The sequence below is a fragment of the Actinomyces sp. HMSC075C01 genome, assembly GCF_001812965.1.
Classification (GTDB): Bacteria; Actinomycetota; Actinomycetes; order Actinomycetales; family Actinomycetaceae; genus Actinomyces; species Actinomyces acetigenes.
This window is the reverse complement of sequence record NZ_KV810984.1, coordinates 78,515-94,164: the sequence shown is the minus strand read 5'-3', so window position 1 is coordinate 94,164 and position 15,650 is coordinate 78,515. Positions and strand designations below refer to the sequence as shown.

General features: G+C 67.4%; 14 protein-coding genes. 4 read left to right on the top strand and 10 right to left on the bottom strand.

All coding sequences use genetic code 11. From position 1 onward, the window contains the following. The first annotated feature begins 285 nt into the window (after positions 1–285). A complete protein-coding gene (locus HMPREF2883_RS05340) occupies positions 286–1,224 on the top strand; it encodes an ABC transporter permease (RefSeq protein WP_081381411.1) in 939 nt (312 codons plus the stop codon). 1,318 nt (positions 1,225–2,542) lie between these two features. Here HMPREF2883_RS05340 and HMPREF2883_RS05335 read toward each other — a convergent pair. Together HMPREF2883_RS05335 and HMPREF2883_RS05330 are read right to left on the bottom strand one after the other, a co-directional pair. Continuing rightward, a complete protein-coding gene (locus tag HMPREF2883_RS05335; RefSeq protein WP_070659431.1) occupies positions 2,543–4,069 on the bottom strand; it encodes a phospholipase D-like domain-containing protein in 1,527 nt (508 codons plus the stop codon). Between the two features lie 426 nt (positions 4,070–4,495). Further along, positions 4,496–5,614, bottom strand: coding sequence for a hemagglutinin (locus tag HMPREF2883_RS05330; protein WP_256277345.1), 1,119 nt, complete (start codon positions 5,612–5,614; stop codon positions 4,496–4,498). A 151-nt stretch (positions 5,615–5,765) separates the two neighbouring features. Here HMPREF2883_RS05330 and HMPREF2883_RS05325 point away from each other — a divergent pair, with 151 nt between their 5' ends. Beyond that, positions 5,766–6,284, top strand: a complete 519-nt coding sequence (locus tag HMPREF2883_RS05325) for a SprT-like domain-containing protein (protein ID WP_070659429.1) — start codon at positions 5,766–5,768, stop codon at positions 6,282–6,284. 56 nt (positions 6,285–6,340) lie between these two features. Next, on the top strand, positions 6,341–6,670 hold the full coding sequence (locus tag HMPREF2883_RS05320; protein WP_070659427.1) for a putative heavy metal-binding protein: 330 nt from the start codon (positions 6,341–6,343) through the stop codon (positions 6,668–6,670). Positions 6,671–7,119: 449 nt separating this feature from the next. Here HMPREF2883_RS05320 and HMPREF2883_RS15465 read toward each other — a convergent pair whose 3' ends face one another. The 6 genes from HMPREF2883_RS15465 to HMPREF2883_RS05295 form a co-directional block, all read right to left on the bottom strand. Beyond that, positions 7,120–7,242, bottom strand: a complete 123-nt coding sequence (locus HMPREF2883_RS15465; RefSeq protein ID WP_256277344.1) for a hypothetical protein — start codon at positions 7,240–7,242, stop codon at positions 7,120–7,122. Between the two features lie 463 nt (positions 7,243–7,705). After that, complete coding sequence (locus tag HMPREF2883_RS05315) at positions 7,706–9,151, bottom strand: MFS transporter (RefSeq protein WP_070659424.1); 1,446 nt, start codon at positions 9,149–9,151, stop codon at positions 7,706–7,708. A gap of 61 nt (positions 9,152–9,212) precedes the next feature. Continuing rightward, positions 9,213–10,058: an IspD/TarI family cytidylyltransferase gene (locus HMPREF2883_RS05310; protein ID WP_070659422.1), complete on the bottom strand. Its 846-nt coding sequence runs from the start codon at positions 10,056–10,058 to the stop codon at positions 9,213–9,215. Between the two features lie 52 nt (positions 10,059–10,110). Continuing rightward, the gene (locus HMPREF2883_RS05305; protein WP_003779424.1) at positions 10,111–10,593 is read right to left on the bottom strand and encodes a CarD family transcriptional regulator; all 483 of its coding nucleotides are present in this window, start codon (positions 10,591–10,593) and stop codon (positions 10,111–10,113) included. Between the two features lie 143 nt (positions 10,594–10,736). Next, positions 10,737–11,468 carry a response regulator transcription factor gene (locus HMPREF2883_RS05300; protein WP_081381578.1) on the bottom strand — a complete coding sequence of 244 codons (732 nt, stop codon included), beginning with the start codon at positions 11,466–11,468 and terminating at the stop codon, positions 10,737–10,739. Positions 11,469–11,563: 95 nt separating this feature from the next. Then, positions 11,564–12,799: a sensor histidine kinase gene (locus HMPREF2883_RS05295; protein ID WP_070659418.1), complete on the bottom strand. Its 1,236-nt coding sequence runs from the start codon at positions 12,797–12,799 to the stop codon at positions 11,564–11,566. 202 nt (positions 12,800–13,001) lie between these two features. Between HMPREF2883_RS05295 and phoU the strand changes: the two genes are divergently transcribed. Continuing rightward, positions 13,002–13,682 (top strand): phosphate signaling complex protein PhoU, encoded by a 681-nt coding sequence (gene phoU / locus HMPREF2883_RS05290; protein WP_003787867.1) that lies wholly within the window; start codon positions 13,002–13,004, stop codon positions 13,680–13,682. Positions 13,683–13,772: 90 nt separating this feature from the next. On the opposite strand, the gene HMPREF2883_RS05285 is transcribed toward phoU, so the two are convergent. Both HMPREF2883_RS05285 and HMPREF2883_RS05280 read right to left on the bottom strand, forming a co-directional pair. Then, a complete protein-coding gene (locus HMPREF2883_RS05285; RefSeq protein WP_070659416.1) occupies positions 13,773–14,510 on the bottom strand; it encodes a phosphoglyceromutase in 738 nt (245 codons plus the stop codon). Positions 14,511–14,773: 263 nt separating this feature from the next. After that, complete coding sequence (locus HMPREF2883_RS05280; RefSeq protein WP_070659414.1) at positions 14,774–15,103, bottom strand: histone-like nucleoid-structuring protein Lsr2; 330 nt, start codon at positions 15,101–15,103, stop codon at positions 14,774–14,776. Positions 15,104–15,650: the final 547 nt, after the last annotated feature.

Below are 15,650 nucleotides of genomic sequence, written 5' to 3'. Positions count from 1 at the left end.
ATGTCGGCGCCGGCTAGTCCTGTGAATAAGCCTCCATAGACAGTTTGCCTCCCGCCTGCCCTGCTCCCCGGTCAACGGACACCCACCCCCTCGTCCTACAGCCACCGGGTACCAAGGGCCGATCAGTGACCCATCATCCCCGCAGACGACCCCTCCTCCGTCAGGGGGAGGAGACCGCCCCTACCGCGTTCAGCCACCGGGACGATCACACCGGGATCCAGCCCTCCTAACCTGGAATCGTTCAGGAAGAACAAAGGCCACGAGCATCCCGAGGACTGACGCACTATGACCACCACTATCGACGCCGCAGCCGGCCCGGCCATGGGCGTCAACCGTTTCGAGGCCCCTCAGAAAACCGCTCCCGTCTCTCGGACACCCCGCGCCAGACGGGAGCGGGTCCTGGAGGCCGCCATCTGGCCCAGTCGGCCCCGCGTGGATGGTCGGCAGTCCTTCGTAGGCGCGGTGCGCGCCGAGTGGATCAAGCTGCGTACCCTGACCTCCACCTGGGTCACGTCGGGCATCACGATCGTCATCACGGTCATGTTCGGCGCGGGCCTGGCCGTGAACTATGCCGGCTCCCCCAGTCGGGTCGACGAGGCCAAGACCATGATCACCATGGGCTCGGTACTGGGCATGGTCGTCGTCTCCGTCCTAGGGGCCCTGATGATCACCGGCGAGTACGCCTCGGGGCAGATCCGCTCCTCACTGATGGCCGTTCCCCGCCGCGGACGTCTTTTCGCAGCGAAGGCGCTCGTCGTATCGGGTTTCTCCTTCATTCTCGGGGTTCTCTGCGTGGCGCTGTCCTACGCCGTCTCCTACCCGTTCATGAAGGGCCACGCCGGTTCTCTCACCGACGCCCACTACCTGGGGCTGTTCTGGGGCACCGGCCTGGTCTTCGCGTTCATCGCGCTCATGGCTCAGGGGGTCGGCTACCTCACTCGCTCGACGGCGGGGGCCATCACCATGGTGGTGTCGGTGCTGTTCGTCGTCCCGATTCCCTTCAACCTCATAGCCGGCCACTGGAAGTGGGCGAACAAGGTCCTAGGACTCCTGCCGGACACCCTGTCCACCGCCGTCTCCGACCCCTTCAGCCAGGCTCACCAGTGGGGACAGGCCGGCACCGCCGTCTTCCTCCAGCACTGGCAGGCCATCACCGTCTTCGCCGCCTGGGCCATCGTCCCGCTGGCGATCGCCGCGGTCGTCTTCACCCACCGCGACGCCTGAGCCACCGGCTCACGCGTCCCATCAGACCCTTTCTCCGGTTCCACACAGTCGGTCCCCGCACCATCGCGGTGCGGGGACCGACGACGTCCATGCGGACAGCCCGGATCATTCAGCGCTGGGGCTGCCCGTCCCGGTACTTGCGCATCCAGGAGCGCCTGGTCCGGTACAGACGGACTCCCGTCCCGACCAGAACTCCACTCCAACCAACTGCTAGCGCCCACACCCACTGCGGGATATCCATGGCAACACCTCCTCACCCCGCCGCCAGGTTCATCTAATTCAGAACGGAACAGCTGACATCTCAATCTTGCGCATCATCACCTCGATGCCGATACTCACTTTTCTGTCGAGTGCGATAATAGCGAATCAACCCCCCAGTTAGCATGCACAGCCAGAAAATAATCATCCCAATTAGCCATGACAACATAGCAACCCCTCAAACTCGGAGCGATACTCAGATTCTTTGATGCGAGAGCCCCGGTGCAGGCTTGCGCACAACTAGCACCAAACCTGCACCGCGATCTCAGCATCAAAGACCCACATCAAACGCAGATCCGCTTAGGCCAAGAGGTGTGATCGGTCCAATACACGAGCGCACCCCCAGTAAGCCCTTCAGCAGCACCAATACCATTGAGCACCACACCAACAGGAAGACCGACGATCGTCCCATCCGCAGCACCTCCAGCGACACCCGTTACCGCACCAGCAGTCATCAGATACCAGCCATAGGCAACAACAGCCCACTTGGGGATGGTGACGCATGTCGAGGCCAGCACCTCGGTAGGGTCAGGCTTCCCGCGACCAGTCGATCATAGGTCTGAACGGCTTTCTGGTAGTCTTCAGCCGAAGCTTCCGCCTTATATTCGGCCTGAAGCTCCGCCACCTTCGCCTGCTCAGAACTTTGCGCAACCGGATGAGGTGCAGCCACAGCCTGACCCGCCGCACCAAAGAACATTCCGATCGCCACAACAAAAGCCATCACCGGAGCACCAATCCACCCCAGCACTCATCCCACACTCATCGTGATCTCTCCTTCGAAGTCATCGAATCCAGGCAGGATAGCAAACACCCCACCCGCCATTCACCACAATATACCGATTGGGTAAATGGTGTTACCATCATACCCCTCCACACAAACACTCCACATCAGATAATGTGACAAATATTGGCGATTCCTACACTCGCCTCCTGACAGTCGTTTTCACACGGATCCTTCCAGCAAATCCGACCTTATGGCACACACGACCCAAGCGGCCACACATTGTATGTTTTCTATAAATCTGAAACGCGGCTGGGAGCAGCACTCACCCCGCCATCGTCACAGCACGGCGGACATGAGGCGGCAGACGTTGTCCACGTAGCGGTTGTACCAGGGCTCGGTGGCCCACAGCTCGGGAGTCAGCTCGGTGCAGGTAGCCCGGTAGGCGGCGTCGTTGATGCGCAGCAGGTCGTCGAGGTCCCCGCCGAAGGCCAGCAGCATGACCTCGTAGTTGAGGGCGAAGGAGCGGAAGTCCATGTTGGAGGACCCGATGACCCCGACCTCGTCGTCGACCGTCATGTACTTCGAGTGCAGGACAGTCGGCGAGGGGTAGAGGTAGATCCGCACCCCCGCCGCCAGGAGCGCCGAGTAGTAGGAGCGCTGGGCGTGGCTGACGATGAACTGGTCAGACTCCTTGCCCACGAACAGCTCGACCTCCACCCCCCGGTAGGCGGCCGACGTCATCGCCGCCAGCAGCGCCTCGTCGGGGATGAAGTAGGGGCTGGTGATGGACACGCGCCGCTTGGCCCCGTGGATGAGGGCCAGGAACATCCGCAGGTTCGGCTCGGTGGGGTATCCCGGCCCGGAGGGAACGAGCTGCATGGCGTTGACGACGGCGCCCGGCCGCCCAGGTCTGGGGGCCGGCGTGCCCACTGGAATACCCGGCAGTCCCGCCATCTCCGGCAGGGTCTCGGCCGGCGTCCCCAGCGCCAGGTCGAAGGCCTCGAGCTGCTCACCGGCCTCGAAGAACCAGTCCATGGCGAAGACGGCCTGAGCCTCCAGGACGATCTCACCGGTGACCTCCACCGACAGGTCCTCCCAGCGGCGCCCGGCCCGCACATTGCGCCGGGTCCGGTAGGAGGGGTCGATGACGTTGTGACTCCCGATGAAGCCCTTCTCGCCGTCGATGACCAGGATCTTGCGGTGGTTGCGCAGGTCCGGGCGGCGCCAGCGGCGCTTGAGCGGCAGCAGCGGCATCATGAGGCGCCAGCGGATGCCGGCGTCGGTCATGCGCTGGCAGAACTGTTTCCAGCCGGGGTACTTGCGGCTGCCGAGGTGGTCCAGGAGGAGTCGCACCGTGACCCCGCGGGCCACGGCGCGCTCCAGGGAGCTGAAGAAGACGTCGGTGACCTCGTCCCAGCTCATGATGTAGAACTCGACGTGCACGTGGTCGGTGGCGGCGTCGACGGCTCGGGCCATGGCCTCATAGGTGCTGCGGGGGTCGGCGTGGACGGCCACCACCTCACCACTGACGCAGGGCAGGCCGGTCAACCGGCGGTTCATACGCACCGCCCCGGCCAGGTAGGTCGAGGGCCGGGCGCCCTTGGGCAGGTCCGGCATGGAGCGGGTGTAGTCGAGGGTGATCTCGTTGACGGTGTGCTGCTGGCGGCGCCGAGTGCCGTGCACCCACGGGCTGCCGATGAGCAGGTAGAGCGGGAGCCCCACGACGGGCAGCAGGAAGATGAGCAGCAGCCAGGCGGTCGACGACGACGGGCGGCGGTTCTCCGGAACCGTGCCCAGTGCGACGATCTTGATGAGGTACTCGATGACGACCCAGGTGGTCGCCAGTACCGGCGGCAGCGTCATACTCGCATCATGTCATGCCCACTGACAGGTCCCCGCAAACATGCCTGGGCGCGGACCGGATGGTCCTGCGCCCAGGCACTGCGAAGGCCCGCCCCGGTTGAACCACCGGGTCGGGCCCTTCGCAACGAGGTCGCTTACCGGTTCCCATTCGGCAGCGGGTCCTCCTTCACCGAAACGTCCGAGCACATTCCCTTGGCTGTGGCCCGGACTCAGTGATGGCCGGTCAGTGGTACTCCCCAGTACCTCACGGTCGCCACCGTTCAGCGGTGACTACGACTCTGCCGATGCTGTCTGAGAGAAGACTGGAAATCGCGCATCTAAATGGTGACGCTTGATGACGATACGGTCACGGTCTTCCGAACGGGCTGCCGCCCTCCCTCAAGCCCCTTGAAATACTGCGGAATCCGCCCCCCGCACTGGACACCCTCAGGCCGACGTCGGAGCGCCGAAGAGGGTCTTGAAGTAGCCGTAGAAGTTCCAGTTGCCCCACGAGGTGCACTGGTCCCCACCGTGTGCGGCGGCCTCATTGGGCTGGTAGGGCGTGTAGTTGTACAGGCCCGCAGTCGCCTGGTTGGCCACCGTCACCTCACCGCTGCCGCACCGCACATCGGGCGAGTAGGCGATGTGTCTGGGCCGGTGCGCCACGACGTCGTAGCTGCCCGGGTTGAGACGGTAGCGATGGAACTGGGAGGCCGCCCCGTAGAGCTGGGAGGGGAAGCCGGCCCACTGGGGGTCGCAGGTCCTGTGGTCGGGGCAGGCGTAACCGGCTGCGGCCTCATAGTCGCGAGCGCTCAGGTTCGCGCCGGAGGCGGTGAGCAGCCCCTGCTCCTTGTGAATGAGGACGAGGAGCACCTGGGGATTGATATCGCAGGCTTGGGAGACCTCCCAGATGACGTCGGCCGCACTGACACCGGAGGCGGCCTCAATGCCTCCGGGGCAGAAGGTGCTGGCCGGGCGGGCCTGCACGGAGAAGGTGGCGGTGGCCAGGCACTCGGTGCCGTCACTGCCCGGCTGGCAGCCGGCGTTGACCTTGGTGACGAAAGCGGCGATCTCCTCGCGCGTCATGGCCTGGGAGTCGTAGAAGACCTCATCATCAATGATGCGGGCGGCGTTGAAGCCGCTGGCGTCGGGCACCAGGGGTGCTGGCGCAGAAGTTGTTCCGGTATCAGAGGCCCGCCCCCACCCCAGAGCGAAGCCGCCCAGTGAGGAACTGGTTGCACGCAGCACAATGAGTCCCACCAGGAGCGTGACCAGGAAGGCGACCAGGGCGACGCCGATCGGGCTTCTCAGGAAGGGATGACGGGCACCGCCCCTGCGCCCCCGCCTCCGTCTGGCACCGGCGCGCAGGAGCCCGAAGCGCCCACGGCCTCCTCGGCTCCTCTTCGCCCGCCCGGAACGGCGACTCGCATCCTCCCGCCGGGCGTGATCGGTACCGCGCTGCGCGGCTGGGCGGGCACTGCGCGGCGCTCGTGCGGGCTGAGGCGAGCCGGATCCTGCGGTGCTTCGTTGGGGCCGCGGGCGTCGGCCGGAGGGATGGTGGGACATCGGCGCCATCGTGTCACATCACGGGCCGATGCACGGCCCGAAGCAGCCCGGGCTTCCCAAGACGACTGTCCGACCGGGATTCGACGGGAGGCGATGCGTCCCACAGCACCGCCGTCGGCCGGGTGAGTCCGCCGTCGCATACCGTGGGGCCGTGAATCTTCCCGACGTCCTGAGCCTGGCGCACTCCCTCATGGAGGAGGCCGACGTCGGCGACTGGGATCTGGCCTTCGACCGGGCGCGTCGGCGGGCCGGCCAGACGGATCATGCACGACGTCGGCTCACGCTCAGCCGCCATCTCATGAGCCTGTACGACGAGGCCCAGGTCCGCGAGACGATCCTGCACGAGATCGCCCATGCCCGCGTCGGCCCCCACCACGGGCACGACGCCGTCTGGGCCGCCGAGGCGAACCGGTTGGGGGCGACGGGCCGGCGGCTCATCGACTCTCAGGCTCCCCGGCTACGGGGACGCTGGGTGGGCAGGTGCCCGGCGGGCCACGAGGTGGACCGCATGCGCCGTCCGGCCTCACCCGTCTCGTGCTCACGCTGCGCCCCTCGATTCAGCCTGGAGCACCTCCTGGCTTGGAGCCTCGACGGAGAGCCCGTCCCCCATGAGCGGATCAGCGAGCGCTACAGCCGCCTGTTGCGCTTGGCGAAGCGGGCCGCACCATAAGGCCTCGTGTAGGGTGCTTGCACCAACCACCACCCCACAAGAACGGAATCGTCGTCATGCTCGTGACCACCACCCCCACCGTCGAGGGCTACCCCGTGACCCAGTACCTGCGTGTCGTCTGCGGTGAGACCGTCGCAGGAGTCAATTTCCTCAAGGACATGGCCGCGGGGTTCCGAAACTTCGTGGGAGGCCGTTCCCAGTCCTACGAGGAAGAGCTGATCCAGGCCAGGGAGACAGCCCTGGCGGAGATGGTTCAACGCGCCCAGGAGCTCGGCGCTGAAGGCGTCGTCGGCGTCGACATCGACTACGAGACACTGGGGACGGACAACGGCATGCTCATGGTGACCGCCTCGGGCACCGCGGTGCGGTTCTCCCCTGTCTCCTGAGCGGAACTGAGCCCCAATCCCTCTCAGGGGACGACTTGAGTCACCGAACCAACCCGTCCGCGAATTTCCCAGATTTTTCCCAGGGATCTGCCCCTCGTCCTCACAGGGTGAGGGCGTTACATAGTAGTTGCCGCCGGACAGGGACGGTCTCGAGGGTTGGGGAGCCCAGTGACAGATCGATCCCCTGAGATGAAGTTGGGTCATAGGGAGCCTGACATCATCGTTTCGGCGAAGGAGGAACCGCCTCCTCGGGTGCATGGGACCCCGGGTTGCAGGTGGGACCTCGCGAGGCTTGGGCCCGCGGTTCGGACTTCCGAACCGCGGGCCGAGTCCTTTCTCGGCCCGTCTGCACACCGATAACCCGAAACACCGCGCGTTCGTAGGGTAGGTCGCGAGTTCGTACCCTGAACCCCCGAACGGGCGGCATAAGGTACGAACGCGACGGTGGCCTACGCGGCCGACTCCTCCTCGGCGACGGGGTTGCCCACGCGCAGCATGAGGAGCAGCCCGGTCGCCAGCACCGCGACGATCCCGAGGATCCCCCAGTAGTTCGCGCCCGGCTTCGCTTCCAAGGCTCCACGGAGTCGATCCCGTCCTCCGCCCAGTGTCCACAGCGCTGACATCAACGAGCCCACCCTTGAAACCCCCTTAAGAATCGTTGAAATTCCGCGGTTGATCTTCGGCGTGCCGCGTCGGTGCGGAGCTGATGTCAGCGTCATGGACACCGAGCTACTGGCCATGCCCACTCCACGAGGGTGGGGTGCCACTGGAGGAGGGTCGGGAGTACTCCAGGTAGGTGGGGCCTTCGTGCAGTACACACAACCCGCGGCCAGTAGATCCCCACCCTCGTGGAGTAGGCCGGTTCAAGGCACAGACGGGCCGGGGGTAAGGTCGCTCGGCTTCGGCGCCGAGGAAGGCCTCGCCGTGATGAAGCGCCTCGCGTTCGTAGGTTAGTCCGCGAGTTCGTAGGGTAGGTCGCGAGTTCGTACCCTGAACCCCCGAACGGGCGGCATAAGGTACGAACGCGACGGTGGCCTACGCGGCCGACTCCTCCTCGGCGACGGGGTTGCCCACGCGCAGCATGAGGAGCAGCCCGGTCGCCAGCACCGCGACGATCCCGAGGATCCCCCAGTAGTTCGCGCCCTGCCCGACCAGACGCGTCCCCAGGTAGATGAAGATGCCGTACATCGCGGGCGCCATGAAGGAGACCGCCCGCCCGGTGGTCGCGTAGAGCCCGAAGATCTCTCCCTCCTGCCCCTCGGGGATGAGGCGGGCCAGGAAGGAACGGGCGGCCGACTGGGCCGGCCCCACGCAGGCCGACAGGAGCAGGCCCAGCACCCAGAAGGCCACGGCCCCGGCGGTGTGCAGGAAGAACACCAGTAGTCCGGCCACCACCAGGATGATGAGGCTGGCCATGATGACGTTGCGTGGCCCGAAGCGGTCATCGAGCCGCCCGGCCCAGATGGTGGCGATGCCGGCCACGATGTTGGCCACGATGGCGAAGATGATGACGTCGCCCGATGAGAAGCCGAAGGTGTTCTGGGCGATGATGCCGCCGTAGGTGAAGACCCCGGCCAGCCCGTCCCTGAAGACGGCGGCGGCCAGCAGGAACCACAGCAGGCGCGGCTGGAAGTTGTGCAGCTGGAGCAGGGTGCGCCACAGCAGCTTGTAGGAGGTCAGGATCGACTCCTTGCGCCTGCCCTGGTGGGAGACGGCCTCCACCGGTTCTGCCTCCATGGCGGCCCGGTCCCGTCCCGGTTCAGCGGTCGTCATCCCCTCGCTGACCTCCCCGACGTCCTCGGCGCGGGAGCGCCCGAGCCTGCGGGAGCGGTTGATGAGGACGGGAAGTGCGGACAGGCCGAACCAGGCCGCTGACACGAGCATGGCGACGCGCACCCCCATCCCGCTTCCGGCCGAGAAGGAGACCAGGGGGCTCGGCCCCACGAGGGCGACGTAGAGGATGAGCAGCAGGACGATGCCGCCGAGGTAGCCCATCCCCCACCCCAGGCCGCTGACGGCACCGATGCGGTCCTTGGAGGCCAGGTGGTTGAGGATGGCGTTGTAGTTGACCGAGGCCAGCTCGAAGAAGATGTTGCCGATCCCCAGCAGGACGATGCCGAACCACAGGTAGCCGGGTTCAGGTCGTACCAGGAACAGGGCCGCCGAGACCGCCACCACCACCGCGGTGTAGCCCCCGAGCCAGAAGACGGTCCGCCCGCCCCGGTCCGAGCGCTGCCCGGTCACCGGTGCCAGCAGGGCGATGAACAGCCCGGCGATGGCCAGCCCGAGGGACAGCGCCGACTCGTTGTCCGCCTTGGCCCCGAAGGAGCCGCTGACCAGGTAGACGGTGAAGACGAAGGTGGTGATGACTGCGTTGAAGGCCGCCGACCCCCAGTCCCACAGGCCCCAGGCGATGACGGGCCAGGACAGGAGCCGGGTGCGGGAGCCGGCCTGCGTCGGAGCAGTCACTGTCGTGCTCATAGGAGAGACGATAGAACCATCCGGGCCGGCGGCGGTACCGAAAGGGGAACAGACCTGATCGTCAGTTCTCCCCACTGGCCTGCGCAGGGCGCTCCCCCTGAGCGGACTGCCGCTCCAGGAGCATCTCGGCCAGGGCCAGATCCATCGGCGTGGTCACCTTCATGGCGCGCTCGTCACCGGCGACGACGACGACGCTGCCGCCACAGGCCTCAACGAGGCCGGCGTCGTCGGAGGCGGCGAGCGCCTCGTCTGCGGCCCGCCCGGCCCCGGCCCGGTGGGCGGCGACGAGCACGGGGGTCGAGAATCCCTGGGGGGTCTGGACCGCCCGGAGCCGGTCGCGTCGGGGGGTGCCGACGACGGGCTCAGGCTCCCCCGCCGGGCGGGCCTCGACCTCCTTGACGGTGTCGGTCACGGGCAGCGCCGGGACCACGGCCTCGTGCCCGGCTCGCACAGCGGCGACCACCCGCTGCGTCACCTCCGAGGGCGTCAGCGCCCGCGCGGCGTCGTGGACGATGACGACGTCGGCCTGCGGCACGGCGGCCAGGGCCGCTGCGAGCCCCAGGGCCACGGAGGCCTGCCTGGAGCGGGGAGAGCCGGCAACGACCTCGATCCCACCGCATCGTCCCGCCCCAGCCCCGGCTGCTCCGTCCAGCAGGCCCTCGAGCTCGGCGCGGAACCGGTCGACCTCCTCAGCGGGGGCGGTGACGACGACGTGGCTGACGGCGCCCGAGGCGATGAGCCCGGCCGCCGCCCGCCGCAGGAGGCTGACACCGCCCACCGGGACGAGGGCCTTGGGAACCCCGGCGCCCAGGCGGGAACCGGAGCCCGCCGCAGTGAGAACGGCGACCGCCCCACCCGGAGCAGACTCGGGCGGGGCGGATGCTTGGGATGAAGGGCTGGTGCTCACGGGCAGGACGCTACCGCGTCCTCGACGCCCTGAGCACGAGCGCTGCGCGGTACTAGGACGCGAGAACCTCGTCCAGGCGGGACTCGGCCTCCTCCTCGGGAGTCTTCTGGGCCAGGGCCAGCTCGGAGACGAGAATCTGGCGGGCCTTGGCGAGCATGCGCTTCTCGCCGGCGGACAGGCCGCGGTCCGTGTCACGACGGGAGAGGTCCCGCACGACCTCGGCAACCTTGATGACATCCCCGGAGGCGATCTTCTCCTGGTTGGCCTTGAAACGGCGAGACCAGTTCGTGGGCTCCTCGGTCAGCGGCGCCCGCAGCACCTCGAAGACCTTTTCCAAACCGGTCTCATCAACCACGTCACGGACGCCGATGAGCTCAACGCTTTCGGCGGGAACCAAGATGGTCAGGTCACCCTGGGCCACCTCGAGCTGCAGATACGTCTTCTCCTCACCGCGTACCTTGCGCTGCCGGATGTCAATGATCCGGGCGGCCCCGTGGTGCGGGTAGACGACAGTCTCACCGACTTCATAGGTCATAAGGATGACTCTCCAGACTGGTTTGCGGGTCTCTAGTTTATCAGGTCATTCCGCGCAAAGATCGGGGACGTATCTCACAGAGGTCACGGCGGGCGCGGCCCGGGACCGGCGGCGAGAACTGCGGTGCCACCCGCAATGGAGAATCAGTGCTCAGAATCCCCGTCCAGGCGATAGCCGAGCCCCCTGACCGTGGTGATGAGAACCGGTTTGGAGGCGTCGGCCTCAATCCTGCCGCGAAGCCGTTTGACATGGACGTCCAGAGTTTTCGTGTCGCCCTCGTAATCGGGTCCCCACAGGCGCTCCAGGATCTGGTTGCGGGTGAGCACGCGGCCGGGGTGACGCAGAAACAGCTCCAGGAGCTCGAACTCCCGCAACGGCATGGCGACCACCTCGCCGTTGACCCTGACCTCGTGGCGCTCGACGTCCATCCGCACCCCGCCGGCGACCAGCACCGGCTCGGGCTCCGGGGCGGCCGCACGGCTACGGCGCAGGACCGCCTTGAGGCGCGCCAGGAGCTCCCGGTAGGAGTAGGGCTTGGTGACGTAGTCGTCGGCCCCGATCTCCAGGCCGACGATCTTGTCCAGCTCGGTGTCCTTGGCGGTGAGCATGATGACCGGCACGGAGGAGGAGCGCCGGATCCGGGTGCACACCTCGATCCCGCCCAGGCGGGGCAGCATGAGGTCCAGCAGGACCAGATCGATGGGGCCGACGCCGCCGGGGCGCCGGGAGGCCTCGAAGATCTCGACGGCGCGCTGGCCGTCCTCGGCCTCAACCACCTCGAAGCCGTCGCGCCGCAGACCGAAGGCGAGCGGGTCGCGGAAGTTCTCCTCGTCCTCGACCAGGAGGATCCGCATTGGGCCGCTCACCGGCGTCATTGACGACGCGGCCGGTGCACCGGAGGGGGTGGGCGCCCCCGCGCCCGGCACCGCACCAGCCTCTGCGCCCGTCCCTGCGGAGCGCTCTGCCGGGCTCATGACCCGCTCCCGGGGGTGTGCTCCGCGGCGGCTTCGTCAGGCTCATTCTGGGCTGATCCAGTCCCGACCGACTCGCCCTTCACCGGTTCGCCCTCGCCCAGGCGCGGCAGCACGAGGGTGAAGGTGGAGCCGCGTCCCGGGGCGGACCACAGCTCGACGGTGCCGCCGTGGTCGGCGGCCACGTGCTTGACGATACTCAGGCCCAGGCCGGTGCCCCCGGTGGCGCGCGAGCGGGCCTTGTCCACGCGGTAGAAGCGCTCGAAGACGCGCTCCTGCTCCTCCTTAGGGATGCCGATGCCCTGGTCGACCACGGCGATGCGCACGATGTCGGGGTCCTCCGCGTCCAGCGAGACGCCCACCGAGACCCGGGTGCGCGGCTCGGAGTAGCGGATGGCGTTGTCCAGCAGGTTGCGCACGGCGGTGGTGATGAGGGCGGCGTCGCCGCGCACCCGCAGTCCCTTGGTTCCGCCGGCCACGAGGGCGATCTGGCGGCCGTCGGCCTCGACGCGCACCCGGTCCACGGCCTCGGCGACGACGTCGTCGATGTCGACGACCTCGGGCTCGGCCAGGGCGTCACCCTCCTGGAGGCGGGTGAGCTCGATGATCTCCTGGACCAGGACGCCCAGGCGGCGGGCCTCCTTGCGCATGCGCCCGGAGTAGTCGCGCACGAAGTCGGGGTCGTCGGCGCCGGCCTCGACGGTCTCGGCGAGCAGCTGGATCGCGCCGACCGGGGTCTTGAGCTCGTGGGAGACGTTGGCGACGAAGTCGCGGCGCATGGCCTCCACCCGGCGGGCGGCGGTGTGGTCCTCGATGAGGATGAGGACGCGCCCCTGGCCGATGCCGGCCGCGCGCACCTGCAGGTGGAACTGGCCCGCGCCCGGCACCCTCCCCCGGGCCACGGTGACGGCCGCGTCCTGCGCCTGGCCTGAGGCGCGCACGCGCCCCACCATCGCCGCCACGGTCGGCTCGATGACGGCGTCGTCGCGCACGATGTTGAAGGTGTAGGCCGACGCCGAGGCGCGCAGGACCTCGTCGTCGTCATCGAGGACGACGACTGTCGAGCGCAGTGCCGCCAGCACCGGGACGGCCGTGTCGGTCCCGGCCAGGCCTGCCAGGTCAGCGGCGCTCGTGGCCGCCCTGCGCTCGCGCCGGGACAGCGCGACACCGACCCCCACCCCCAGGCACAGGAGCCCGGCGGCGGCAAGGAGGAGAACGATGACGGTCAGGCCCACGCCTCTAGGGTAGTTGAGCCCCGACGGCGCCCACCGGCCGGCACCGCCTGTGGGCGTGCCGCTTGCGGCGGCGTCGCAGGACTGCTGTGCTTAGGGACAACATCCTTGGCGGCGGCCTCGACCGGATCGTCGAGCAGCGCCGCCCCGCCACCTCACCGACCGGCCCGAACCATCGGTCCTCGCCCGGAACAGGAGCAGCCTCATGCGCGCCATCTTCAACCAGGAGCTCAAGCAGCTGGGCTCCGACCTCGAGTCCATGGCCAACCAGGTCGCCACCGCGATCGAGCGGGCCGCGGAGTCCCTGCGCCAGGGGGACATCGTCATCGCCGAGCAGGTGATCGACGCCGACGAGCGCATCAACGACCTCCAGCGCGACATCGACGACCTGTGCGTCATGCTGCTGGCCCGTCAGCAGCCGGTGGCCGGGGACCTGCGCAACGTCCTGTCCGCGCTGCGCATGGCCCAGACCCTGGAGCGCCAGGGCGACCTGGCTCGCCACGTGGCGGCCATCGCCCGCGGCCGCTACCCCGAGCCGCCGCTGCCCGAGCCGGTCCTGGGGCTCATCCTGGAGATGGCGGACCTGGCGGTGCGCGCCGGCAAGGACGTCGCCCGCCTCATCTCGACGCGGGACCTGGAGCTGGCCTCCGTCATTCAGACCAACGACGCCGAGCTCGACGCCCTGCACCGTCGTTCCTTCCAGATGATCCTGGACCCGGCTCACGACCTGAGCCGCCAGCAGGTCATCGACGCCGTCCTCATGGGCCGTTTCCTGGAGCGCTTCGGCGACCACTCCACCTCTGTGGCCAGCCGCGTGGCCTACCTCGTCTCGGGAGCCTCCATGCCCGAGACGCATGACGCCGAGGACGCCGACGCGCTCCACTGAGCGCTTGGAGCCGACGAGACGGGCGGCGCCGGACCTTCCTTGGGGTCCGACGCCGCCCGCGTCATTGAGGGTGCGGCAGGTTGCCGGGGCTCACTTGCCCTGGTTGGCCACTGCTGCGATCTTGGCCTCGGCCTCGGGGTCGAGGTAGCGGCCGCCCTTCTTGAGCGGCTTGAGGGTCTCCTCGTCGAGCTCGTAGACCAGCGGGATCCCGGTGGGGATGTTGACGCCGGCGATGTCGTCGTCGGAGATGTCGTCGAGGTGCTTGACGATGGCGCGCAGCGAGTTGCCGTGGGCGGCGATCATGACGGTCTTGCCGGTCTTGATCTCGGGGACGACGGTGCCCTCCCAGTAGGGCAGGAGGCGCTCGAGAACGTCCTTGAGGCACTCGGTGGCGGGGATGGGCTCACCGGCGTAGCGGGGGTCGGCATCCTGGGAGAACTCCGAGCCGGCCTCGATGGGCGGCGGCGGCACGTCGTAGGAGCGGCGCCACTGCATGAACTGCTCCTCTCCGTACTCGTCACGGATCTCCTTCTTGTTCTTGCCCTGCAGGGCGCCGTAGTGGCGCTCGTTGAGGCGCCAGCTGCGCTCCACCGGGATCCAGTGGCGGTCCGCAGCGTCCAGGGACAGGTTGGCGGTCATGATGGCGCGACGCAGCATCGAAGTGAAGAGCTTCTCGGGGAGGACACCTGCCTCCTTGAGGAGCTCACCACCGTGGACGGCCTCGGCGCGGCCCTTGTCTGACAGCGGGACATCGACCCAGCCGGTGAAGAGGTTCTTCGCGTTCCATTCGCTCTCGCCGTGGCGGAGCAGTACGAGGGTGTAAGCCATGGCCCTATCCTGCCAGGATCGCGGGCATGGCGCGAGGCCTAAGAAGGGCGATCTCAGCGGGCGAGGGCGCGAGCACATCGACCCGAAGGCACCGCTCGCAGCGATAACGCCCGTTCACGGAGCGAATTCACGTATTGAAAACACAACGGCTCTGGTGATGCGCCTGAGCGCACAACCAGAGCCGTGATGCGAGGTGGCAATCAGCTCGAGAATGACTCGCTGCGGGGTGCCGGCCTCATGTGAGCCGGGTACCCCATGTTCCCTCAGTTGCCGGGGTTGACCTCGTAGTAGGCCTTGCGCACCTCAGCGGAGACGCGACCGCGGTCAGAAACCTCAAGGCCCTGCTCGCGAGCCCACTCGCGAATCTTCTGAGTGTCAGAAGGACCGCTGGAACGACGACGACCGGAGCTGCGACGGCCGCCGGTGCGACGAGCCTTTCCGACCCATTCCTCAAGGGACTCACGAAGAGCAGCTGCGTGCTCGTCGTTCAGGTCGATCTCGTAGGTGACACCGTCAAGGGCGAAGGTGACGGTCTGATTGGCCTCGGACCCGTCGACATCGTCGACGAGGATGACCTGAGTCTTCTGTGCCATGATTCCTCATTCTGCGTGGAGGGAGCGGGCCTGAAGGATGTATCCCGCTGCGGACAACGTTAGATTAAACAATAGTTGCCCTCAATGCAACACGGCTTTTCGCCGCCCTCATTACCAGCCACCCCGCCCCCAATCACACAGCGATGCGCGCTGCCATACCACCCTGAACACCTTGACGACTGAGGCGGAAACTGTGAAAGCACTGAGGTCCCCTTTGGAGATCCCCACGAGACCTGGCGGAACAATCCAGGCACGACACCCCCTCGCCTCCGGCCGCATAGAGGTATCCAACGATCAGTCAATCCGAGACAGCCAATCTCCCAGATGACTCCCAGATAGCGGTGGGGGATTCTCTCAGCCGGAAGAGAATGCCTGCGTCACCACGGCTCCCACCCTGAGGTCACATCACGTCAAGCCGGACGAATCCGCCCCGTTGGGCCATGACCCGACCGGCCACTGGACGACGAAGGATTTCGGCCACACGGTCATCCCAGAAAACCCACAACCGCTGTAGTCACCGGATGTGCCGGAGGACACATCGACGGGC